The sequence below is a fragment of the Caballeronia sp. LZ024 genome (genome assembly GCF_031451455.1).
GTDB lineage: Bacteria > Pseudomonadota > Gammaproteobacteria > Burkholderiales > Burkholderiaceae > Caballeronia > Caballeronia telluris.
Genome location: NZ_JARUXL010000002.1, coordinates 252,595 through 276,292 on the forward strand (window position 1 = coordinate 252,595; position 23,698 = coordinate 276,292).

Annotated in this window: 19 protein-coding genes; 14 read left to right on the forward strand and 5 right to left on the reverse strand. The window is 60.0% G+C overall.

Annotation, left to right across the window (positions count from 1 at the left end; genetic code table 11):
* Nucleotides 1–171 precede the first annotated feature (171 nt).
* Nucleotides 172–1,410: a CaiB/BaiF CoA-transferase family protein gene (locus tag QCE48_RS16595; protein WP_309788955.1), complete on the forward strand. Its 1,239-nt coding sequence runs from the start codon at nt 172–174 to the stop codon at nt 1,408–1,410.
* Nucleotides 1,411–1,412: 2 nt separating this feature from the next.
* Nucleotides 1,413–2,579 carry a CaiB/BaiF CoA-transferase family protein gene (locus QCE48_RS16600; RefSeq protein WP_309788547.1) on the forward strand — a complete coding sequence of 389 codons (1,167 nt, stop codon included), beginning with the start codon at nt 1,413–1,415 and terminating at the stop codon, nt 2,577–2,579.
* 387 nt (nt 2,580–2,966) lie between these two features.
* On the opposite strand, the gene QCE48_RS16605 is transcribed toward QCE48_RS16600, so the two are convergent.
* The gene (locus QCE48_RS16605; protein ID WP_309788548.1) at nt 2,967–4,391 is read right to left on the reverse strand and encodes an MmgE/PrpD family protein; all 1,425 of its coding nucleotides are present in this window, start codon (nt 4,389–4,391) and stop codon (nt 2,967–2,969) included.
* Nucleotides 4,392–5,258: 867 nt separating this feature from the next.
* Here QCE48_RS16605 and QCE48_RS16610 point away from each other — a divergent pair.
* Nucleotides 5,259–5,915 carry a TetR/AcrR family transcriptional regulator gene (locus tag QCE48_RS16610; protein ID WP_309788956.1) on the forward strand — a complete coding sequence of 219 codons (657 nt, stop codon included), beginning with the start codon at nt 5,259–5,261 and terminating at the stop codon, nt 5,913–5,915.
* 252 nt (nt 5,916–6,167) lie between these two features.
* Here the strand turns inward: QCE48_RS16610 and QCE48_RS16615 are convergent, their stop codons facing one another.
* The 3 genes from QCE48_RS16615 to QCE48_RS16625 all read right to left on the reverse strand — a co-directional run bounded on the left by QCE48_RS16615 (nt 6,168) and on the right by QCE48_RS16625 (nt 10,137).
* Complete coding sequence (locus QCE48_RS16615; protein WP_309788550.1) at nt 6,168–7,109, reverse strand: GntR family transcriptional regulator; 942 nt, start codon at nt 7,107–7,109, stop codon at nt 6,168–6,170.
* A gap of 85 nt (nt 7,110–7,194) precedes the next feature.
* The gene (locus QCE48_RS16620; RefSeq protein ID WP_309788551.1) at nt 7,195–8,589 is read right to left on the reverse strand and encodes an MFS transporter; all 1,395 of its coding nucleotides are present in this window, start codon (nt 8,587–8,589) and stop codon (nt 7,195–7,197) included.
* A 396-nt stretch (nt 8,590–8,985) separates the two neighbouring features.
* Nucleotides 8,986–10,137 carry an acyl-CoA dehydrogenase family protein gene (locus QCE48_RS16625; RefSeq protein ID WP_309788957.1) on the reverse strand — a complete coding sequence of 384 codons (1,152 nt, stop codon included), beginning with the start codon at nt 10,135–10,137 and terminating at the stop codon, nt 8,986–8,988.
* Nucleotides 10,138–10,377: 240 nt separating this feature from the next.
* On the opposite strand from QCE48_RS16625, the gene QCE48_RS16630 reads away from it, so the two are divergent.
* The 5 genes from QCE48_RS16630 (at nt 10,378) to QCE48_RS16650 (ending at nt 16,751) form a co-directional block, all read left to right on the forward strand.
* Nucleotides 10,378–11,253 carry a MaoC/PaaZ C-terminal domain-containing protein gene (locus QCE48_RS16630; protein WP_309788552.1) on the forward strand — a complete coding sequence of 292 codons (876 nt, stop codon included), beginning with the start codon at nt 10,378–10,380 and terminating at the stop codon, nt 11,251–11,253.
* Nucleotides 11,254–11,277: 24 nt separating this feature from the next.
* On the forward strand, nt 11,278–12,027 hold the full coding sequence (fabG, locus tag QCE48_RS16635; protein WP_309788554.1) for a 3-oxoacyl-ACP reductase FabG: 750 nt from the start codon (nt 11,278–11,280) through the stop codon (nt 12,025–12,027).
* An 87-nt stretch (nt 12,028–12,114) separates the two neighbouring features.
* Nucleotides 12,115–13,320, forward strand: coding sequence for an acetyl-CoA C-acetyltransferase (locus QCE48_RS16640; protein ID WP_309788555.1), 1,206 nt, complete (start codon nt 12,115–12,117; stop codon nt 13,318–13,320).
* Nucleotides 13,321–13,334: 14 nt separating this feature from the next.
* Nucleotides 13,335–15,287: an AMP-binding protein gene (locus QCE48_RS16645; RefSeq protein ID WP_309788556.1), complete on the forward strand. Its 1,953-nt coding sequence runs from the start codon at nt 13,335–13,337 to the stop codon at nt 15,285–15,287.
* 282 nt (nt 15,288–15,569) lie between these two features.
* A complete protein-coding gene (locus QCE48_RS16650) occupies nt 15,570–16,751 on the forward strand; it encodes a CoA transferase (RefSeq protein ID WP_309788557.1) in 1,182 nt (393 codons plus the stop codon).
* Here the strand turns inward: QCE48_RS16650 and QCE48_RS16655 are convergent.
* Nucleotides 16,748–17,677, reverse strand: a complete 930-nt coding sequence (locus QCE48_RS16655; RefSeq protein WP_309788558.1) for a LysR substrate-binding domain-containing protein — start codon at nt 17,675–17,677, stop codon at nt 16,748–16,750. The genes QCE48_RS16650 and QCE48_RS16655 overlap by 4 nt on opposite strands.
* Before the next feature lie 114 nt (nt 17,678–17,791).
* On the opposite strand from QCE48_RS16655, the gene QCE48_RS16660 reads away from it, so the two are divergent.
* From QCE48_RS16660 to QCE48_RS16685, 6 genes are all read left to right on the forward strand, one after another.
* Nucleotides 17,792–18,961 (forward strand): acyl-CoA dehydrogenase family protein, encoded by a 1,170-nt coding sequence (locus tag QCE48_RS16660; protein WP_309788560.1) that lies wholly within the window; start codon nt 17,792–17,794, stop codon nt 18,959–18,961.
* A 22-nt stretch (nt 18,962–18,983) separates the two neighbouring features.
* Complete coding sequence (locus QCE48_RS16665) at nt 18,984–19,733, forward strand: electron transfer flavoprotein subunit beta/FixA family protein (RefSeq protein WP_309788562.1); 750 nt, start codon at nt 18,984–18,986, stop codon at nt 19,731–19,733.
* 16 nt (nt 19,734–19,749) lie between these two features.
* Complete coding sequence (locus QCE48_RS16670; RefSeq protein ID WP_309788563.1) at nt 19,750–20,682, forward strand: FAD-binding protein; 933 nt, start codon at nt 19,750–19,752, stop codon at nt 20,680–20,682.
* Between the two features lie 84 nt (nt 20,683–20,766).
* A complete protein-coding gene (locus tag QCE48_RS16675) occupies nt 20,767–21,621 on the forward strand; it encodes a MaoC family dehydratase N-terminal domain-containing protein (protein WP_309788564.1) in 855 nt (284 codons plus the stop codon).
* Between the two features lie 19 nt (nt 21,622–21,640).
* Nucleotides 21,641–22,837: a CaiB/BaiF CoA-transferase family protein gene (locus QCE48_RS16680; protein ID WP_309788565.1), complete on the forward strand. Its 1,197-nt coding sequence runs from the start codon at nt 21,641–21,643 to the stop codon at nt 22,835–22,837.
* 2 nt (nt 22,838–22,839) lie between these two features.
* A complete protein-coding gene (locus QCE48_RS16685) occupies nt 22,840–23,694 on the forward strand; it encodes a CoA ester lyase (protein ID WP_309788566.1) in 855 nt (284 codons plus the stop codon).
* The last annotated feature ends 4 nt before the right edge of the window (nt 23,695–23,698 follow it).

Consider the following 23,698-nt stretch of genomic DNA (forward strand, 5'->3'; position numbering starts at 1 on the left):
TTACTCGCTGACCGTTCTTGGTTTGGCATAAATACATCCTAGAACACGCAACATCAATACGCTGGTAGCTAATCCTTAGTAAAGCGGCCAGATCCCAACAAATCGCCTGCCGTCGATTGATGCTTGGCGGATGAACCGGGCACCGATCGTATCGAGTTTCAGGAGACCAGCATGTCAGCTACTAGACCTTTGGAAGGTATTCGTGTCCTCGACTTGACCGTAGCCCTGGCTGGGCCGTACGGATCTCTCTTGATGGGCGGCTTGGGCGCCGAGGTCATTCGTGTGGAATCGCCCGGCGGTAGCGATATCGCGCGCAACAATCCACCCTATGTGGGTAAGGAAGGGCTTCACTTTGGCGTGAAGCGCGAAGAGGAAGTGTCGCTGACTATCCTCAATCGCGCGCGAAACAAGAAAAGCATTACGCTCGACCTAAAATCCGAGCAAGGCCGCGCGTTGTTCATGGAGTTAGTCAGAGAAAGCGACGTAATTATTGAAAACGCCAGCGAGGGCGTCACGGCCCGCCTCGGCGTAGACTACGAAAGTGTGCGCAAGGCAAATCCAAAGATCGTTTATGCATCCCTGAAAGCGTTTGGTGAGCCCAGTCCGTACCCCAATCTCAAAGGGATGGACATCATCGTGCAGGCGTTGTCGGGCATCATGGACGTGACCGGTTTTGCTGACGGTCCCCCAACGCGCTGGGGACTGCCGATCGCCGACCTGGTCGCACCCCTGTTTGCCGTCAACGGGATACTCGCGGCCCTGATTCACCGCGGCAGAACGGGCGAGGGGCAACAAGTGCAAGTTTCGATGCTTGACTGCCTGTCTTCGATGGTAGCCGAGGAGCACTTCGACGTGTTCTTCGAGCATGGTTATCCCAAGCGATCGGGTAACTTTCACGATCGCCTGGTGCCCTTCGGCGTTTATGGGACGGCCGACGGTTACGTCGCCATGGTGGCTTTTCAGCCCGACTGGTTCCGAAACCTCATGGAGGCAATAGGTAGACCGGAGGTGGCGAAGGATCCGCGCTACGCTACGCGCGGTCCACGCATGAAGCATGCGGCTGAGATCAACACCATGATCGAGGCGTGGACTAAGCAGCACAGCACTGAAGAAGTAGTCCGGGAGCTGCAGGAAAAGCGCGGCGTGCCCGCGGCGCCTGTGCGCTCTCCGCTCGATGTGCTCAAAGACCCAGTGCTGCAGGAGCGTGGTGCGGTGGTAAAGCTTGAGCATCCAGGCCTAAGAGACGTCGCTGTGATGGGCATGGGGCTGCCGATCAAGTTTTCCAGGACACCGGTACAGTTCGACCAGCCGGCACAGGAACTCGGTGCCTCGAACGACGAGATCTACCGTGACTTGCTGAAACTGCCGGATGAGCGCTTGCAAGAGCTGCGCGAGCAAGGAGTCATTTAATTATGACCGCTTTACGGCGCCGTGGCGGTCCGCTGGCTGGCATCAAGGTCGTCGAAATCGCAGGCATAGGTCCTGGGCCGCTGGCCGCCATGTTTCTGGCCGACTTGGGAGCCACCGTCATTCGGGTGGACCGCAAGGAGCCCTCCGGCTTGGGCGCGCCGCGCCCCGTGCGGTTTGACCTGGGGTTGCGCAACCGGAAGTCCATCCGCGTCGATCTGAAGGATCCGGCTGCTGTCGAGTTAGTGATGGAGTTGATCGCTCAGTCCGACGCCCTGATCGAAGGTTTCCGACCAGGCGTCATGGAGCGCCTTGGCCTTGGACCCGACAAGTGCTTGGCGCGCAATCCGCGCCTAGTGTACGGCCGTGTCACTGGATGGGGGCAGGATGGACCGCTTTCTCAGGTGGCCGGACACGATCTTAATTACATTTCCATCACCGGCGCCCTGCATGCCATGGGCCGCGTAGGACAAGCGCCAACGCCACCCCTCAATGTACTGGGCGACTATGCTGGAGGCTCATTGTATCTGGCCTTCGGCCTGCTCGCGGGCATTCTGGAAGCACGCAGCTCCGACGAGGGCCAGGTGGTAGATGCTGCTATGGTGGATGGCGTAGCCTCCATTATGACGGTCACCCAAGGTCTTCATGCAGCGGGGATGCTCTCGAAGGAACGGGGCACCAACCTTCTCGACACCGGTGCACATTTCTACGAGGTCTATGCATGCGCCGATGGCAGGTACGTCAGCGTTGGTGCGATTGAGAGCAAGTTTTATGACCTTTTGCTCGAAAAGCTCGAATTGCGGGACCACCCCCAACTGCGAAATCAGATGGATCGGCGACAGTGGCCCAAAGCCAAGCAAATACTGGCTGCTAAGTTCATGGAACGTACACGCGATGAGTGGGCCCGGTTGCTAAGCGATCTGGACGTGTGCGTGGCGCCTGTGCTTAACTTCGAAGAGGCGCCGAGTCATCCACACATTAAGGAACGCGGCACGTTTATCGACTTGGACGGGGTGATTCAGCCCGCGCCCGGCCCTCGGTTCTCGCGAACGCCCGCCGAACGACCAGAGCCACCGCCAGCGTTGAGCACCGGAAACGCAATTGCTGCGTTACACGGCTGGCTTCCGACAGAGCGTATACAAGCTTATCGTGCGCGGGGCACTTTTACCTAGCGCGGCAGCCCTGATGGGTAGGGCACGTTCGTCCGCTCTGTCACGACAGACCGCTAAGTGAAGGCATGGCTCCTGTGCACCCGCGCAAGGCGGGCAGGCAGCGAATGCGCTTTGCTCTCAGGGTCGCACGCGTGTTGAGAGGGCAGGGCGACCTGACTGTGGCCATTGGACTCTTGAAGAGCACGAAAAGTCTAGCAACGATGGTAGCCGGAGGTTGAAAGCCTAGCCCAGACGCCGTCAGGTGAATGAGTTGACGAATGCTTTCATTCGAGCGAGCGCACTCAGGCGCACCGGCCTTGTCCGCGTCACGAGTCTGTGCGTCGAGCGCCACCCGCAAAGGCACCGTTCTTTCGGAACGGATCCGAAGTGATTCGGCTCTGAATGCAGTCAGTGCTCAGCGGCGCACATGCTTGTGAGCTCAACGGTTTGCAGCTTCGGATCCATCGAATGTAGCGTTGCTAGCAGCGTTTGCGCCCGAAAGGCGCCCAGCACGTCGGAGGTGAGCTCGAGGAACTTCTCGTCCTGCTCTCCATCGGACATTGGGTTTTTGACCGTGCCGAGCGGGTCCTCGACAAAGACATGCTCGGAGGTACCGTCCTTGAACGTGATGGTCACGTCCGCAACAAATTTGCCCGGGTACTGATTCTGCAGCGCAAGTTCCTCCGTGATGCGGATGTTGCGCGCCATAGCAATGACAGGCGCCATGTCAAGCTTACCGTTAACAAGATTTCGGTGGACGGGGTAACCATTTCCCTTGCCCAAGAGCGCAAATGCCGCCTGGATGGGTAGGCTGAACTGAACATGCTCGATGTTCTTGGGCTCGTATGCGTTGACGTTGGCCGTGCCAACCATGACATTGAAGTGCGGCGCGATCTTCAGTTGCACATCGGATATTTCCGTCCGGCGCGTGGAAAATACGCGCAATGCGTCGATATAGGCGTGCGTGCAATAGCAGGCGCAGTAGGCTTTGAGCCAGACACTACTGATCTCGAACGACCGGTCAGTGGCGAAGCGCTGCTCGGGAGCGTCGCTTGCGGCGCGCTGCAGGAAGGTGCGGAAGAATCCCTTATTGCCGCTTAGAAATGCGCGCGGTCCCGTAATGCCGGCCTTGGCCATGTCGGCCGCCACCATTCCGTTGCGTGTGCCGATGCCGGCATGGATCCGCTTGATGGAGCCCCCGGTGGAGGAGTACTCTGTCGTGCCAGAGACATGGCTCAGGGCAATGGATAGTGCTTGCAGCGTAGTTTCGGCGTCGAACCCGCGCAGCTTGGCTGCAACCGCTGCGGCGCCGAAGTTGGAGAGCATGCAGTGCGGATGATAGCCGCGCTGCAGCAGATCGGGAGAGGCCAGCACACCGATGCGCGTGTACACCTCGTAGCCGACGACCATCGCGGTGATCACTTCTTTGAGCGGCAAGTCAAGTTCCTCGCCGATCGCCAGCGCGGCTGGGATCACGCAACTGCCGGGATGACTGTAGCTCGGACCATGGGCGTCGTCGTATTCAAACCCATGACCGTACGAGCCGTTGAGAAAGGCGGCATCCGCAGCGCTCATGGTCAGGGTGGAGCCGCTCACACGGCTCTTGCCCGGGAGTTGGTGAGCCGTAACATAGGTAAGTAATTGCTTGGACCACGGCATTTTTGAAATGCCGATCTGCAGGGCGATCTGGTCGCGCATCAGCCGGTTCGCGCCAGCGAGCGCGTGCGCGTCGAGATTTTCGTATCGGAGCTCCTGTATGAAGCGAACCACCGCTTGTTCCAGAGGCGGACAGTTTTCAAGCGCGCCGGAATCGGATTCGTACGTAGTGTTCATAGCGGTCTCCTTAAATTTAAGGTTAAGCGACTGGCGTCACTTTCCGTGCCGCCGGTCCAAATAGTCCTGGTACAAATTGAAGCGACGGCGATTGGCGTTTGGGGCGTCGGTGTTGCACGGGCGAAGAGCGTTGCCAAGGTGGCGCCTAATGCGCCCGATCGACTCGTTTGAAGCGTGCGGGAAGTGGCGCGAGGTTTTCCCCCCGCCCACGAATCTAACGTCGGTTAGTTCGGTGCGCAAGGATTTTCATCGATTGCGCTGCGCTATGAACTACCGCCCGTGTGGAACATTTTTCCCAGCTCCCGAATTTGAACAATCTGGCGGTCGAAGGGGCCTTTTCTTCAGGATTCCTTGCAGGTTTCCTGCCGCCTCTCCTCAACTACCGGACGACACCGGCTGGTTGCGTCCAATAACGATATCGACGTGTGTCAAGCTTCGGCGTGTGTTAAAAAACAACGCGGTGCGCGAACGACGTCGGCCGCCTCAACCTGGCAGTACCGTCAACGATTCGCACGTTCTCCTGCGGCGATCGAAAGACTCATAGCTCTGCTCACCGGCGCGCCGGTGGGACGATCCGCCGTCCGCAAGCGCCTCTACCCCCGCAGTTCAAGTGCGGCAGCGAGCGCCTGAGGGCTTTGGTCGCCCTCAGGGACACGTCGCATTGCTGTAACTCAGCTAGCGGGGTACTACCGGAAGTTGCGATCGAGAAGGCGTGTGGGCAAAAATAGGGGCCTGGGCGACGCGGGTGATTCCAGGGGCGGCCTAGAATCGTTTTTAGGCGTGATTTGCGGACCCCGAAACTAGCCTAGGCGCAAGAAATGCGCTAATCTTGCTAACGAACATTAGATCAATGCACGCGTGGGGGTAATCACGTTGAGAAAGCGAAATGTAAAACCCACTGTGGATACCCGCGAGACTCTCTTGCGTTTGGCGGCGCGTTCGTTCGCAACGCAAGGGTACGCAGCAACGACCATGCGTGTGATTGCGGAGCAAGCCGGAATTGAGGCTGCTAGCATTTACTATCACTTTTCGTCTAAGGAAGAGTTGGTTGACGTGGTGATGGAACACGGGGCGGCGAGCATCGTGCAGCATATGAACGAGCATTTCGATGCCTTGCCTGCAAATGCCACTGCTAAAGACCGGTTCAAGGCAGCCGTCGTCGGACAGATGAGCGCGCTGATCAAATTCAGCGACTATGCGCTCGCGCACAGCCGTCTGCTGACCCAGTTGCCGGACAAAGTGCGCGAGCGACAGATCAAGCGGCGCGAGCAGCATCAACGGATGTGGACGACCGTTTTCGATGATCTACAAACAGAGGGCTACTTTCGCGAAGACATCAATATTGCGCTATGTCGCGTATTCATTCTTGGCAGCGTCAATTCCGTCCAGACTTGGTTTGATCCGAAAGAGGGAAGTTTGGAAACGGTTGCAAATCAGCTGATGGTGATGTTTTTCGAAGGTACGCAGCCGACGGTAAAGGCAAGGAGGAGCGGCCACCGGAAGGATGCAGCCGCATCGTCGTAACGTTGAAGAGGCCCTCGGCATGCAGAAATGCGGTTCCATAGCTCGCCGCCCGACATGTGGTTTCTTTGCAAGCATGGCGCTGTATCGCAATCCTGCCAATTGCGACCAGAACATGCTCGCGGCGTCGCGAAAGCTCAGCCTACCGGTGCATGGGATTGGCGACGCCATCTGATGCGAAGCCACTGGGACATTAAAACCCCCTCTCAGATTCAAGCCGTAAGCGGCTCGCAGCGTCCGCGTGAGCCGCTTACTTCAAGCCGGGTTCCAGCTGCGCTGGAACGTCTCCGAATACGTGTAGCGGTCGGCGGGATGAATATTGATCGAGCCTTCGACCATATCGCCGCGCCGATTCAAATATCGGCGGCACACCCAGAGCGCCGGCGAGCGCGCCTTCGCGTTAAGAAGCTGCCCGATCGCCGGCGGCAAGGCGATCGCGCGGATCTCCTGCTGCACCTGCGCGATTTGCTCGCCGAATTCCCGTTCGATTATCGTGAAGAGCGGCGTGTGCAGCTCGTTCATGTCGACCTCGAGCGAACGGAACGCAGGATGAATGTAGGCATCGGTATGGCAGATCGCATCGACGCTATCCGGCGATCGGCGCAGGCTCCTCACATGCAACCATGTTTCACCGGGGTTGGCGCGCAGTAACGCGCACACGGCATCGTCGACGAGCGGTTCTGTATCCTTCGACAAAATCTCGAGGACCGTATTGGCCGTATAGCGCTGCAGGTCGCTCAACTGCTGCATCACCTGCGTGTGTGCACCCACTGACTTCAACGCCTTCACGGTGGTGCCGACGCCCGGCTGGCGCACCACCATCCCGAGTTGCGCGAGTTGCTTCACGGCTTCGCGCACCGTCGATCGGCTCGCCCCGAACTGCTCGCAGAGCTCGAACTCGGTCGGGATCGTCGAGCCGACCGGATAGCGGCCGTCCTCGATTTCATTGACGAGCGTCTGCGCCAGTTGCATGTAACGCGGCTGCTGGCCGCGTACAGTGGCCATCGATACGGCTGAACGTGAAGAGGTGGACGGACGCATGCTTCCGTCGACCTCCCGTGCCTCAATCATTGTGGTCTGCATGCAAGCCTCATCGCGCCACGGCGTCGTCACGGAACCCAGCGATTCTGTAAGCAACGTAACCCGAGTTTTTGAGCACCGGTCCATGTCGCGGCGTTCAGCGGCCAGCTTCGGCAACGGAGCGCTCACTCACACCGGCGCCGTCACTGCGCAGCGAGCGGCCCGACGTCGAGGCGTTCGCTCTTAACTATTTGTCAATCTGTCAATCCACCCGTGCCGCGCGTTCCTCGGCAAGCATGCGCCGATAATGAGGCAGCGCGGTGAAGAGCAACAAACATGCGAGTGCAGACGCAATCGTGCATACAATTGCGATCGAATAGCCAACCATCTTCGGATCACCGAATGCCCGATCGGTGAGTAACGCAATAAGGGTTGGGCCGGCTCCAAATCCGATAAGCTGGGCGACGAAGGAGTAAAGTGCACCCACCGTCCCCCGCATCCGACTCGGCGCGACAACCTGCAGCGCTGCGGCCATGCAACCCGTAGGTAACGTGAAGAAGAAGACAATGCCGGCCGACGCGGCCAATGCTCCGGTGCTCCCGGGCACAAATGGAATGCTCGCGCAGCAGATGAGCATTGGAATCATCGCCAGCGCAGCAGCGCGCAAATTCGCATCTTCATAGCCGCGGCGCTCCAACCAACGGGTTAGAACTGGACCAGTAAGCGCACCGGCTACACCGAAACACACGACCAGCCCACCAAAACGAAATCCAACCATTGATGCCGGCATGCCGTGAGAACGCATCAGGTACGTAGGCATCCACGCGGGCATGCCTAGTACGACAATCGCCAGCATCCCGACGCCGAGAAGTATGCGGGCATAGAACGCCCGTCGTACCCAGAGAAAGGACGCCGCGTCACGTGTGTTGAAACGACGTTCGTCCACTACTTCGCTTACAACGCTAGTACGCGCCGGCTCCCGGACCGTGAGGAACACGAGGAATGCGAAAAGAATACCCGGTACGCCAATAAGCACGAACGCAAGCTGCCACGGTTGAAATTGAACTAGGAACGGGAACTGCTGATGGATGTGTCGAGCAAATTCAATAACAAAACCACCCGCTACTAGTGACAGACCGCCTCCGAGCATTGGCCCGAGGATAAAGATGCTCATCGCTCGCGTCATTCGCTTTGCCGAGAAGCAGTCTGCAATCATTGACAGCGCGATGGGCCACGCGCAGGCTTCGCTAGCGCCAACACCAACGCGTGCGAGAAAGAGCCCTTCGAATGAGTTAGCAAATCCACTCAACGCAGTGAAACTGCACCAAAGGACGATTCCGACCAACAGCAAATTGCGTCGGTTCGTGACGTCGACCAACCGGCCGAACAACGGAGACGCGACCAAATAAGCAGATATGAACGCGAGCCCCTGAATCAGGCTCAACTGGGTGTCGGAGATGACAAGCGAGCGTCTGATCGGATCAACGAGCAAATTAAGAAGCTGACGATCAATGTAGGCAAGTGAATATACTAGCGTTAAGACTCCGAGGATGTACCAAGACTTTCTGCTATCGTGCACCACGAGTGGTCCGGCGGACGCCGATAGCGAGTTCGCTTCGGCGTCTTCATACAAAGCTTCGTTCGTAGTATTCCTCATTGTGTCTCCTAAAATTCATTTATCTGGTCAAATCTTTCGCAGCAGAAGTTTGCGCAGCAAGGCGAGCGCTAGCTGTCTGAAACTGCGACAGCCAGTGAGACTCGGAAAGACTAAACAAACATACGTTAGATAGTTTTACTCCCCTAGAAATTGCGATGCTATGAGTGTTATCCATTAAGGCGGAGTCGACTCTCGCACACCGATTGCGGCTCGTCTCGCACGGTTCGAACGGAAACTTCAAGGCTTCGCGCGTTCGACAGGAGGCTGTCGTTTCCCAACGAGGGGAGGGTGAGACACATGCTCGGTGCGCCCGAGTGACCCGGCAATGGCCTCGTCCATCGAAGCGGGTCACGGTGGCAATTGTCCCAGCTGCTTAATCTGTACGGGTATGTTCGGCTACTGCGCATCGCGGATCATGTTTCGGGCAATGACCAGTTGCTGGATCTGCGTTGTGCCCTCATAGATGCGGAACAGCCTCACATCGCGGTAAAAGCGCTCGATGCCGTACTCGGCCATGTAGCCGGCGCCGCCGAAGATTTGCACTGCGCGATCGGCCACGCGGCCGCACATCTCCGAAGCGAAGAGCTTGGCGCAAGAAGCCTCTGTGCTCACGGGTAATCGGGCGTCGCGACGGCGGGCGGCGTCTAAGACCATGCTGCGAGCTGCATAGATTTCTGCCTTGCTGTCGGCTAGCATGGCCTGCACCAACTGAAACTCCGCGATAGGTTTTCCGAACTGTTTGCGTTCCATTGAATAAGACAATGCCATGGATAGCATGCGCTCAGCCACCGCTACGCAGACGGCGGCTATGTGGATGCGGCCCTTATCCAGCACTTTCATCGCAGTCTTGAAGCCCTGCCCTTCCTTTAGGCCAATTAGGTTTGCGGCGGGTACGCGTACGTCCTCGAAAATCACGTCGCATGTATGGGCGCCTTTTTGTCCCATTTTCTTGTCGCGCTTGCCGAAACTGATGCCGGCCGTTGTCGCATCTACGATGAAGGCCGAGATTCCACCTGAACTCTTGTCCTCGAGATTCGTGCGCGCCATCAGTGTGAAGATGCCCGCATGCGGCGCGTTAGTGATGAAGCGCTTTGTACCGTTCACCACATAGCTGTCGCCGTCTTTGATGGCCGTAGTGCGCAGCGAGGCAGCGTCTGAACCGGATTCGGGCTCTGTAAGCGCGAACGAAGCGATCAATTCACCTGTCGCGAGACGCGGCAGATATTCGTCCTGCTGTTCGGGCGTGCCGTCAAGCAAGATCCCCTGCGATCCGATCCCCACCGTAGTTCCCAAGAGTGAGCGGAAGACCGGCGAGGCGCGACACAACTCAAATACGGCTAGGACCTCTTCTTCCATCGTGAGTTCGAGACCTCCGAACCGCTCCGGGATGGTGAGGCCGAACAGGCCCATGGCCTTCATGTCGGCTACGATGTCCTCGGGGATTTCGTCGGTTTCGGCGACGAGGTCCTCATTGGGCACGAGGCGTTCGCGTACAAATCGGGCGATGGAATCTAGTAATCCGTTGAGCGTTTCTTGATCACGAATCATGTCAGCGTGTAAGCCACAAAGATGGGAATGATCAAATCCTGCGCCAGCGATGGGCGCGAAGCAACGAAGTTGTTGGACTTGTTCCGTAGTCTGAAATACCAGTTGCTCCTCCGACAGCGGCTCCTTGATTAAAACGTCCATCAGGCACTGCCAATGTACGGAACAGAAAATGCAAATCAGTTGACCAAGGCCAATGTGGGTTCCATCGTATCGACATGTCATTACGGTCGTTAGCCTGCCATGCCCATTAGCCCCTCTCACTTGTTTGCGCGTCCATTTCCAGTCATCGACCATGCGTTTTCGCAGCGTGATGCGCAGCTTTACGCCCTGGGCGTGGGCGTGGGAGCCGACCCACTTGATGCCCGGCAGTTGCGCTACGTCTATGAGGGAAAAGACCGTCAGTCTCTGCGTGCGATGCCGACCATGGCAAATGTGCTCGCCTACCCGGGGTTTTGGGCACGTGAGCCCGACACGGGTATTACTTGGCAAAAGCTGCTGCACGCAGAGCAGGAAATCCATATCCATGCGCCGTTACCGACCTTTGGCCGCGTCAAGGGCGCGACTCGAATCACTGGTTTATGGGACAAAGGGGAGGGGAAGGGTGCCTTCTTGCAGCAGACACGCGAAATCACGAATGCCGAAACAGGCCAATCACTTGCCACCGTTGTGCAATTGAACCTTTTGCGTGGCGACGGCGGCTTCGGTGAAGGTGGCAGCCCCGGCGCGCCGCCTGCGCCCCATGCTATGCCGGAGGGCGAACCCGACTATGTCTACGAGACAGCCACGCCCGTGCAGCTGGCCCTCATCTACCGTCTGAGCGGGGACCTCAATCCTCTGCACGCCGACCCGCTCGTCGCCGCAGCGGCGGGGTTTCCGAGACCTATTCTGCACGGCATGGCCCTGATGGGTGTAGCCGCGCACGCCGTTCTGCGCACAGTGCTGGCCTACGACGATGAGCGTTTCGCGGGCATGCGTGTGCGCTTCACAGCGGCGGCGTGGCCTGGCGAGACACTGCGCACCAAGATGTGGGTCCGCGGCCGTACGGTGTCGCTATGTGTTACGGCGGTCGAGCGCGGCGTGGTGGTCTTGAATAACGCGCGGGTTGATTTGCGCTGAACACAAACTTTCATAGGAGGACACATGGATCTGGGCTTGAACGGCAAGGTTGCCATCGTCACTGGCTCGGCGCGTGGTCTAGGCGCTGCGACGGCGCGGCGGCTCGCGCAAGAGGGTGCCAAAGTTGTTATCACCGACATCAATGCGGACCTAGCGCAGGGCACCGCCAGGGCGCTGCAGGAGGATGGGTTGGCGGCACACTGCGTGGTGGGCGACATCACCAAGGCGGTAGACGTTCAGCGGCTAGTCGATGAAACCATCGAACTTTTTGGCGGAGTGCACATTTTGGTGAATAACGCGGGTGCGCCGCGCGACAAATATCTCGTGAAAATGAGCGAGGAAGACTGGGATTTCGTCATAACAGTGATGCTCAAAGGTGCTTTCCTCGCCGCTAGGGCTGTCATGCCGCACTTCATCGAACAGGGTTGGGGCCGCCTCATCAACATCAGCTCGCGCGCTCACCTGGGCAACCCTACGCAGGCGAACTACTCTGCCGCCAAGGCCGGCCTGATCGGCATGGCCAAGGCGTTGTCCTTGGAAGAGGGCCGCTACGGGGTGACCGCAAATTGCGTGGCTCCTGGCTTCATGGAAACGGAAATGGTTCAGGCGCTTCCAACCTACGAAACCATCAAGGAGCGCGCCGTGGCCGCACAACCCATCAAGCGCGCGGGTCGTCCTGAAGACATCGCGGACGCCGTGGCCTTCCTGGCCAGCGAGCGCGCGGGATTTATCAGTGGTGAGGTGCTACATGTGACGGGCGGACGCTACGGCTAACGTCGGGCGACACCAAGTAGATAGCTGCCAGCGCGTGACAGGCAAGCGATAGCGGCGAATTATCCAAAAAATAGAGAGGCATTTGCAATGAAGCGAGCAGCCATCGTCTCACCGCTGCGCACACCGGTGGGCGCATTCGGAGGAGCATTGAAAGGGATTCCCGTCCAGGAACTGGGAGCTAGCGTGGCGCGTGCCATCGTACAGGCCACTGGACTGGATCCGGCGCGCATCGACGACGTGGTGTTCGCTCAAAGCTACCCGAGCGGCGAGACGCCTTGTACGGGTCGTTGGGTAGCGCTGCAGGCGGGCTTCCCGATCGAGGTTGCGGGCATGCAGCTCGACCGGCGCTGCGGCGGTGGCGTGCAGGCCTTGGCCACGGCAGCCATGATGGTGCAGACCGGCGCGGCTGACGTGGTCATGGCCGGTGGCGTGGAAAGCATGAGCAACGTCGAGTTTTACACCACCGACATGCGTTGGGGAAAGCGCGCGGGCACCGTAAAGCTGCACGACCGTCTGGAGCGTGGTCGCGAGCGCTCACAGCCAGAAGCGCGCTTTGGCCGCATCAGTGGCATGATCGAAACTGCCGAAACACTGGCGCGCGAGTACAGCGTCTCGCGTGAGGCATCCGACCGTTTCGCCGCACGCAGCCACCAACGCGCCGCCGCGGCGCAGACAGCGGGTCTATTCGACGCGGAGGTAATCCCCGTGTCCGTACCGCAGCGCAAGGGCGACCCGGTGCTCGTGAGCAGGGATGAGGGGGTGCGCGGCGAAACGACCGCCGAGAGTCTGGCGAAGCTCAAGCCCATCATGAAGGATGGGGTGGTCACCGCAGGCAACGCCTGCCAGCAAAACGACGCTGCTGCCGCATGTCTGATCGTGGCGGAAGACAAGCTTGAAGAACTGGGCCTGACACCCTTGGGCTGGCTGGTCGGCTGGGCCGCCGCGGGCTGCGATCCTGCGCGTATGGGCATCGGCCCCGTGCCTGCCGTGCAGAAGCTGCTGACCCGCACGGGCCTGAAGTTCGATCAGATGGACCTGATCGAACTCAACGAAGCCTTCGCCTGCCAGGCACTTGCCTGTGTCAAAGGGTGGGGCAGCTCCGCCGAGGCTCTGGAGCACAAGCTCAACGTGAACGGTTCGGGCATCTCGTTGGGACACCCCGTGGGCGCTACGGGGGTTCGCATCATGAGCACACTGCTGCACGAAATGCAGCGCCGCAAGGCCCGCTATGGCCTTGAGACGATGTGCGTCGGCGGTGGACAAGGTATCGCCATGATTTTCGAACGCGCATAAGTCAGGAGACGATAATGAGTAGTGCAAAGTGCAGCAATGTGTGGCAGCCGGGCCAGCGCGAGCTTCAAAACTCCGGCATCGTCAGGATGATGTGCGCTCTGGGCACGCCGTCGTATGAAGAGCTGTTGCGGGTGTCGGTTTCAGAACCCGAGCGCTACTGGAAGACTGTCATGCAAGAGTGCGCTATCGCCTGGGACGAGCCGCCCACTGGCTACGCGGACCTTTCGCGTGGCCCGCAATTTCCACACTGGTTCCCCGGCGGCAAGCTCAATTGGGTCAACACGATCTATGCTTGGGCCCATAACCCTGCCACCGCGCAAAGAAAGGCCGTGGTGGCCGAGCGTGAGGACGGCAGCGTGAGCGCGCTGACTTATGCCGAGTTGGAGCAACGCGTGCGCGATTTCGCCGCGGGCCTGACGGAGCGCGGCGTCAAGCAGGGGGACCGTATTGGGCTCTTAATGGAAAACGGCATTGAGGCCACCATCTCCCTGCTGGCCATCGTGCATGTAGGCGGGGTGGTGGTGCCGCTTTTCAGCGGCTTCGGGGTCGACGCCATCGTGGCACGCCTGTCGGATGCGGACGCGTGCATGGTCATTGCTTCAACGGGATTCGCACGCCGCGCCAAGCGAGTCGACGTGCAGGGTGCGCTGCGCGAGGCCTGGTCCCACCTTGCTCAGCTCCAACAAGTTATCTGGAAGCGCGGCGAGGGGGAAACCGCTCAAGACGTACGCGATGTCGATTGGCAAGAAGTTGCAACCATGGCGCAGGGCAGAGGTACGGCGCCCGTGTCTGTCACGCCGGACACGCCCTTCATGGTGATTTACACCTCCGGCACCACGGGCAAGCCGAAGGGAGTGGTGCACGCGCACGGCAGCTTTCCGATCAAGATCGCGCACGACTCGCTAATTCACTTCGACGTGCATCCCGGTGACGTGTACTGCTGGCCCGCCGACATGGGCTGGATTGCGGGCAGTCTTGTGCTCGGCTGCGCACTGTTGCGAGGTGCCACGCTGGTCTGCTACGACGGCGCGCCCGACTACCCCGACTGGTCGCGGATGTCCCGGGTCGTGGAGCGTCACAAGGTGACTCACTTCGGCTCCGCGCCGACGCTGATCCGTGGTATGGCGAGTCACGAGGAACTGGCGCTCAAGGGCGACCGTTCCACCGTGCGTCTGCTCATCACGGCAGGCGAGGGCATTGCACCCGAACACTTCAACTGGTTCTTGCATCGCTTCGGCGACGGCACGGCGCCTGTTATCAACTACACGGGTGGCACTGAGGCCTCTGGCGCGCTTCTCGCCAGCGTACCCATCCGGCCAATTCCGTCCAGTGGGTTCAACACCATCTCGCCCGGCGTGGCTGCGGACGTAGTCGATCCTTCCGGACTTAGTGTGACTGGCGAGGTGGGCGAATTGGCCATCCGCGCACCATTCGTAGGCATGACCCAATCGTTCTGGGATGATGACGAGCGATATCTGGAAACGTACTGGCAAGCGATCCCGGGCATCTGGGTGCACGGCGATTTAGCACTGCGCACGCCCGAGGGCGACTTTTTCATGATGGGGCGATCCGACGACACGTTAAAGGTTGCCGGCAAGCGACTTGGCCCTGCCGAGGTTGAGGAAGTGGTGTTGGAGCTGTCCGACGTGGCCGAGGCTGCCGCCATCGGCGTGGCCGACGCAGAGAAAGGCCAAAAGCTCGTGGTATTCGTGGTGGCCAAGCCCGCTGCCAAGGCTGTGGGCTCGGATCTCGAGGCCACTGTGTCCGTTCATGTGGGCGAGCGCCTCGGACGGCCCTTCAAGCCTGGTCGCGTACACGTAGTGCAACAGTTGCCCAAGACGCGCAGCTCCAAGATTATGCGCCGCCTGATACGCAGCGTGTACTGCGGCCTGCCGCCGGGCGATCTGTCGTCGCTGGACAATCCGGCCGCGCTCGACGAAGTGCGCGCGGCCGCGCCCTCTGCTTAGTTCGGGAAGCGATGAACGCCGCTCGCCGACGCGCGGATTGCCGCCTGCCCTGTTCAGCGTACCCGCCTCGAGCGGGCCCCGAGGGGGCGGTGAACGGTCGTCACGCCGCTGGTGGCGGCACGGTTGCTTTTGGCGTTTGCGTCACGGGATCTGTAGCGGGGTGGCGGCCAGTTCGCGCAGCAACGGACTGCTCCTCGGTACCCCGTCCCGCCGCCCGGCCACAACTTGAAATAGCCGGTCGTTGACATCGGGACCGGTCGATCTTCATGTGAGAGAAAATTAATGAAAGTGCTCGAAGGCATCAAGATTCTCGATTTTGGCCGCTTTATCGCCGGGCCGTACTGCTCTGCGTTACTCGCCGACTATGGCGCAGAGGTCATTCGTATTGACCGCGTAGGCGGCGGCGAAGACCGCTTCATTGTGCCCGTAACCGAACACGGCGAGGGCGCGCTGTTCCTTCAGGTCAACCGTAACAAGCGTTCCATGACGCTGGACCTGGACAGCCTCGAAGGCCGCGACATCGTGCGTAAACTGGTCGCGGATACAGACGTGGTCGTCGCCAACATGCCGCCGCGCACGCTCCGGGGTCTGGGTTTGGACTACGAAAGCTTGTGCAGCATCAAGCCTGACATCATCCTTGTGGCCTCCAACGCCTTTGGCAATAATGAAGCCGTGCGCGACCGCGTGGGCTTCGATGGCGTGGGCCAAGCGCTTAGCGGCGCCGTGCACATCGCGGGCACGCCTGACCGGCCGCAAAAAGCGATGGTGCCGGTGGTTGACTTCGCGACGGCTTTTTCCTGCGCGTTGGGAACCATGCTCGCACTATACGAGCGTCAGCGCAGCGGTATGGGCCAGGAGGTCAGTGCTTCGCTGCTCTGCACGGGCCTGAACATGGCCAGCGGTGCGTTGATTGAGGAGGCCTTGCTGGGCCTGGACCGCGAGGCCATGCTTAACCGCGCGCCTAGCTACGGGCCTTCGGATATTTTCAAGGCTCGAGACGGTTGGTTGATTACTCAGGTCATAGGGCGCCCGATGTTCGAGCGGTGGACGCAGCTCGTGGGCCAACCTGGCCTTCTAGACGACCCGCGCTTCGCTGACGACACATTGCGAGGCGAGCACGGTGAGTACCTGAGCCACGTGATGTCTGCGTGGTGCAAGGACCTGTCCCAGGCCGAGGCCTTAGCCTGCCTGGCAAAGGCTCGAATTCCTGCGGGTCCTGTCAACTCGCCGCGCCAGGCGCTCGAGGACGAGACCGTCAAGGCTGCCGGCGTGATTCACTGGATGGAATACCCGGGCGCATCAAAGAAGGTGCCGATCTTCGCCACGCCTGTGTCGCTGTCGCGCACGCCGCCAGAGATCCGTATCCGGCCACCGCTCATAGGTGAACACACCGATGAGATCCTGGCGGATATCGGCCTCGATGCGCAAACAATTGAGGGCCTGCGGTTAAGGAAGATTGTTTAGCCAAGCCAGCGTGCATCGAGCCAACGGCCTTCTTCAAACGTCGTCTTAACGCACTCCAGCAGCACACCTACTACGCAGCGTACGGGCGCCGTGGCCTGTCGGCTGCTGGGTGCCGCAAGCACGATCGTGCGCCGCAAGCCCGGTGATGCAAGCGGTGCGGCGCTCAACAGGCCGCGCTCAACCTCCTGTGTGACGCCCACGGCCGGCAGAATCGTCCAGCCGTGGCCTCGCGCGACGAGATCCTTTTGCACACTCAGTGCGTTAGTCTCGGCAAAGATGCTTAGCGTTACGCCGGCCTCGTTCGCGGCGCGCTCGATCGCAGCGCGCAAGCCTTGCGGTGCGGCGGGGAGAATGAAAGGCTCACGAGCGACGCATGACAGCGTCAGCGGATGCTTGCGCGACAGCTTCGCGGATGGCGGGGCGACGACCCAAAGGCCTTCCTCGAGCAGCGCCTTTATGTGTAGCGTGGGCGTTTCCTTCTGTCCATACAGCAGCGCAGCATCGACGTCACCCGCTTCGAGCCAATTCTGCAGATGGCCCGCATAGCCGATGGTCAGCCGCAGGCGAATGCGCGGGTAACGCCGCGCCACTTCATCAGCCAGCAACGTGGCAAGCAAGTCCGACGTGCTGGCAAGCAGGCCGATGCTCACAATGCCCGAGACCGGACCGTCGGTTGGTTGAATCTCGGCCTTGGCACGGGCCACTTCGTTGAGGATCCGGCGCGCGTACTCGAGCATGGTCTCGCCTGAAGGAGTGAGTCGCATACCGTGGCGGCTGCGGTCGAACAACTCTGTGCCCATGTCCTCTTCCAACAAGCGAAGTTGACGCGAAACCGCCGGTTGCACGATGTTCAGCAGGCTTGCTGCGTGGGTGACATTGCCTGTTTCCGCGACAGTGACGAACGCGCGCAGTTGTTTCAGATCCATAGCAGATACCTCGATACCGGAAACTGATTCTACAATCAGGAAATTCTATTATTCACGCGTTTGATCAAATAATACTATGGCACAAACGAGCTAACTTTTCACCGGATACCGTACATGAGCTCCATCTTTCAAGCCCCCGACGAATATCAGGAAATCCGCGACGCAGTGCGTAACCTGTGCAACCAGTTCCCTGCCGACTACCATCGCCATATCGACGAGAAGCGCGGTTATCCCGAGGAATTCGTCAACGCACTCACGAAGGCCGGCTGGCTCGCCGCGCTGATTCCTCAGGACTACGGTGGCCCGGGCCTCTCGATGGCCGAGGCCTCGGTCATCATGGAAGAGATCAATCGCTCTGGCGGCAACTCGGGCGCTTGCCACGGCCAGATGTATGTGATGAACACGATCGTTTTCAGTGGCACCGAAGAGCAGAAGCAGCGCTATTTGCCCCGCATCGCTGCAGGAGAGTTGCGCGTGCAATCGATGGGCGTAACGGAGCCGACGACGGGCAGTGACACCACGAAGTTGAAGACCACTGCCGTGAAAAAGGACGGCCGCTGGGTGATCAACGGTCAGAAGGTCTGGATTTCGCGGGTGCAGCACAGCGACCTGCTTATTCTGCTCGCCCGCACTACGCCGCTCGACCAGGTGCAGAAGAAGAGTGAGGGACTCTCGTGCTTCATCGTTGAGTTGGACAAGGCTATCGGAAACGGTCTCACCGTGCGGCCCATTCTCAACATGGTCAATCACGAAACGAATGAGCTGTTCTTTGACAACCTCGAACTACCCGAAGATGCTCTGCTGGGAGAAGAGGGCAAGGGCCTCAACGTTATCTTCGACGGTCTGAACGCCGAACGCACACTGATCGCTGCCGAGTGCATCGGGGACGGGTATTGGTTCTTGGAGAAAGCTCGCGATTATGCAAGCGAGCGCAAAGTGTTTGGCCGTCCAATAGGTCAGAACCAGGGCATCCAGTTTCCGCTCGCCGAGTCTTACATTGAACTCGAGGCTGCCAACCTGATGCGATGGCGCGCCTGTCAAAAGATCGATGCGCGCCAGAGCGCCGGGGTCGATGCAAACATGGCCAAATACTTGGCTGCCAAGGCTAGTTGGGAAGCCGCCAACGCCTGTCTGCAAACGCATGGCGGCTTTGGATTCGCCTGCGAGTACGACATTGAGCGCAAGTTCCGAGAAACGCGCCTGTATCAGATCGCACCCATCTCTACCAACATGATCCTGGGGCATGTGGCCGAGCACGTGCTGCAACTTCCTCGCTCCTACTGATCTTCTGAGGGAATCGTCGACAATGAAAATTCTTGTACCAGTCAAACGTGTGGTGGACTACAACGTCAAGGTCCGCGTCAAAGGCGACGGCTCAGGCGTGGATATCGCCAACGTCAAGATGAGCATGAACCCGTTCGACGAGATTGCGGTCGAGGAAGCAGTCCGACTGAAGGAAAAAGGTGTAGCCACCGAGGTCATCGCTGTTTCATGCGGCGTCCCTCAATGCCAGGAAACGCTGCGCACAGCCATGGCGATCGGTGCGGACCGCGGCATTCTGGTCCATACCGATGCGGAACTGCAGCCACTTACTGTGGCCAAGCTTCTGAAGGCCCTTGTGGAAAAGGAGCAGCCAGGCCTCATCATCTTGGGCAAGCAGGCCATCGACGACGACGCCAATCAGACCGGACAGATGCTAGCGGCCTTAGCCGATCTGCCCCAGGCGACCTTTGCTTCCAAGGTCGAAATTGCGGGCGATGAGGTCAATGTGACGCGCGAAGTCGACGGCGGCCTCGAAGTCCTCTCCCTGTCCATGCCTGCGGTCGTCACCACCGACTTGCGGTTGAACGAGCCGCGCTACGTGACGCTGCCAAACATTATGAAGGCCAAGAAAAAGCCGCTCGATACCATCAGGCCCGGAGATCTCGGGGTTGAAGTTGCTTCGCGCCTAAAGACGCTTAAGGTGATTGAGCCCCCGGGGCGCAAGGCGGGGGTCAAGGTAGCCGATGTGGCAGCCCTGGTGGACAGGCTTAAGAACGAAGCAAAAGTGATTTAAGGGAGTTCGAACAAAAATGACCGCACTCGTAATTGCAGAACACGACAATGCTTCGATCAAGAGCGCCACGCTGAACGCCGTCACCGCAGCAAGGGAGTGCCTTGGCGACGTGCATGTGCTCGTCGCCGGTGAAGGCGCACAAGCTGCAGCCCAGGCAGCCGCGCAGATCGCCGGAGTAGCCAGGGTCATCCATGCCGATGGCGCAAGCCTCAGGGACAGCCTTGCGGAAAACCTCGCGGCTCAGGTGCTGGCCATTGCGGCCGACTATAGCCACATTCTTTTTCCGGCCACTGCCAGCGGCAAGAACACGGCGCCCCGCGTGGCGGCCAAGCTAGACGTTGCACAAATCAGCGACGTTATCAGGATCGATGGCCCCGACACCTTCGAGCGTCCGGTCTACGCTGGCAATGCGATCGCAACCGTGCAAAGCAGTGACAGCGTCAAAGTCATCACTGTTCGAACGACCGGCTTTGATGCCGCTGTCGCCACCGGCGGCAACGGCCAAATCGAAACAATTTCCGCCGTTGCCGACTCCGGCAAAAGCCGCTTCGTGCGCCGAGAATTGATCAAGAACGACCGTCCTGAACTGACGGCGGCCGCCATCATCGTTTCGGGCGGTCGCGCCTTGGGCAGCGCTGAGAAGTTTCAGGAAGTCATCACGCCGCTGGCCGACAAGCTGGGCGCTGCTATCGGCGCCTCGCGGGCAGCAGTGGACGCGGGTTATGCGCCGAACGACTTACAAGTGGGGCAGACGGGCAAGATTGTGGCGCCGCAGTTGTACATCGCGTGCGGCATCTCAGGTGCAATCCAGCACTTGGCGGGGATGAAGGATTCGAAGGTGATCGTCGCGATCAACAAGGATCCCGAGGCGCCCATCTTCAGCGTAGCCGACTACGGGCTGGAAGCCGATTTGTTCACTGCCGTGCCCGAGCTGGTAAAGCTGCTTTAACGCGGCACCACTTAGCAGACAACGTCCGGCGCTCTATCGATTAGCGCGGAGCAGTTTTGATCCGAGTCCTTTTGGAACAGCGCGATGCGTACGAGTCTTGAAAGCGGTGAATCCTTCGATGCCTGGGTGGGCAGTAGCCATGAAAGCGTGGACAGTATCACCGAGGCGCCTGTTCGTCTGATGCGAGCCACGCTAGACGCGGCCGACACTGACGCGCTGCCGCCCGAACTCCCGCCCTTGTGGCATTGGCTGTACTTTCTGCCAGGCGAGCGCCAGTCCGGCATCGGCCGCGACGGCCATCCGAGGCGCGGCGGCTTTCTGCCGCCCGTCACGCTGCCACGGCGGATGTGGGCCGGAGGTCGGCTGCAATTTCTGCGTCCGCTAGTCGTGGGTGAGGCGGTACGACGCGTCTCTACGATCGAGCGTATTCAGAGCAAGTTCGGGCGCAGTGGACAGCTCGTGTTCGTGACCGTGCTGCATGAAATCGGCGACACCAAGGGCGTTGCCATTCGCGAGGAGCAGAACATCGTCTACCGCGATCCACCGGCGCCCGACGCTCCTGCGCCCGAGCCTTTAGCAGCACCCACGGACGAGCAGTTCGGCCGTGTCGTTACGCCTGACCCTGTGCTACTGATGCGTTATTCGGCGCTAACATTCAACAGCCATCGGATCCACTACGACCGCCCCTACGCTATGCAGGACGAGGGCTATCCGGGCCTCGTGGTGCATGGTCCGCTGCTCGCAACACTGCTAATGGAAGAGCTGCGGAGCGCACATCCGGAAAGAACGGTGCGCAGCTTTGAATTCAAGGCCGTCAGTCCATTGTTCGACACGGCGCCGTTCACGGTCAATGGCAAGCTTGAAAGCAGCACGGCACACCTATGGGCGCGCGGTCCACAAGGCCAACTTGCAATGCAGGCCAGCGCGGAAATCGAATAACACCGAGACGAGGGAAGCCATGTCAGAAACCAATCGCAAGGGTCCGCTCAGCGGCCTGACTGTCATCACGCTGGAACACGCCATTGCTGCGCCGTTCTGCACGCGCCAGCTTGCTGACTTAGGCGCGCGCGTTATCAAGGTAGAGCGTCCGGGCGTCGGCGATTTCGCCCGGGCCTACGACCATCGCACGCGTGGGCTGGCCTCGCACTTCGTCTGGACCAACCGCTCCAAGGAAAGCCTGGCGCTGGACTTGAAACAGTCTGCGGCCCAGGAAGTTCTTGGCGAACTGATCGCCCAGGCCGACGTACTGGTGCAAAACCTCGCGCCCGGCGCGGCTGCGCGCATGGGTTTGTCGTTTGAAGCGCTGCATGCCAAACACCCCAGGCTTATCGTCTGCGACATCTCGGGCTACGGGGCCGACGGCCCTTACCGCGACAAGAAAGCCTACGACTTGCTGATCCAGAGCGAGGCCGCCTTTCTTTCGATCACCGGAACGCACGACGAACCCAGCAAAGCCGGGAATTCAATCGCCGACATCGCGGCCGGCATGTACGCCTACACGGGCATTCTGAGTGCGTTGCTACAGCGCAGTATCAGCGGCGAAGGTTCGCATGTGGAAGTCTCTATGCTGGAAGCATTGGGCGAATGGATGGGCTTTCCCATGTACTACGCCTACGACGGCCAGCAGCAACCCGGACGCAACGGTGCGGCGCACGCCACGATCTATCCCTATGGCCCGTTCAAGGCGGGAGACGGCCGAGTGGTGATGCTGGGACTTCAAAACGAGCGCGAGTGGAAACTGTTCTGCGACATTGTATTGTGCCGCCCCGAGCTTGCTACCGACCCGCGCTTTAACGCTAACGTGCGTCGCGTTGAGAATCGCGTGGAGCTGAAGGACGTCATCGAGCAAAGCTTTGCCAGCCTCACGGCGCAGGATGTGATCGCGCGCCTTGATGAAGCACAGATCGCCAACGCCGCGGTCAATCAAGTGGGCGATTTATGGACGCATCCACAGCTCCACGCGCGGGAGCGTTTCCGCACGATCGGATCGCCGTCGGGCGAGCTTCAGGCGTTGCTGCCTCCCGCGACCGTCAACAGTTTCGATGCCCAGATGGGCTCGGTGCCCGCTCTCGGCGAACATAGCGCAACCATTCTGCGTGGATTGGGGCGATCCGCTGCCGACGTTCAGTCACTGCGCGAAAACGGAGTCATCTGAGCATGTCTGCAGCCATTGCATCGTCCGTACGCTATGCGCGCAGCCTGCTGTTTGTTCCCGCCACCAGACCAGAACGGTTCGCCAAGGCGCTCGATTCGGGCGCGGATTGCATCATCATCGATCTGGAAGACGCGGTCGCCGACGGTAGCAAGGATACCGCGCGCGAGCTACTCGCGCAGCATCTGCCGCAACTGACCGCCGAGCAACTGGCTCGCACTGTCGTACGCGTGAACGGCTCGGGCACATCGTGGCACGAGGCTGAAATGTCGTTGCTGCGTGCCTGGGCGGAGCGGGGCGTGCCCGTGATGCTGCCCAAATCCGAGGACGCCGGCGCTCTGCACGGCGTCGCACAAAAACTCGGCGAAGCGGCACGCATCGTGGCTCTGATCGAATCGCTTGCGGGCCTCGACGCGGCCAACGCGCTCGCGCGCGAGCCGCAAGTCGTGCGGTTGGCTTTCGGCCATCTGGACTTTCAGCTCGACCTGGGAATGCACGCATCGACTGGGGAGCAAGAACTGGCGTTCGCGCGCAATGCGATCGTGGCTGCCTCACGTCGAGCGAACCTTCCCGCGCCTATCGACGGCGTGACGACCGACACCGGAAATGCCGAGCGTTTGGCAGCCGACACCAGTCGCTCGCGCGCGTTCGGCTTTGGAGGCAAGCTGTGCATTCACCCGTCTCAGGTCGGCGGCGTGAACGCGTCCTTGGGCTATACCGAAGCAGAGCAAACCTGGGCACTCCGGGTGCTTGCGGAAGCTACCAAACACGGTGGCGAAGCCTTTAAGCTCGACAACCGCATGATCGATTTGCCCGTCATTCGCGCGGCACAGGCGATTGTCGCGAACCCACGAACGTAACGAC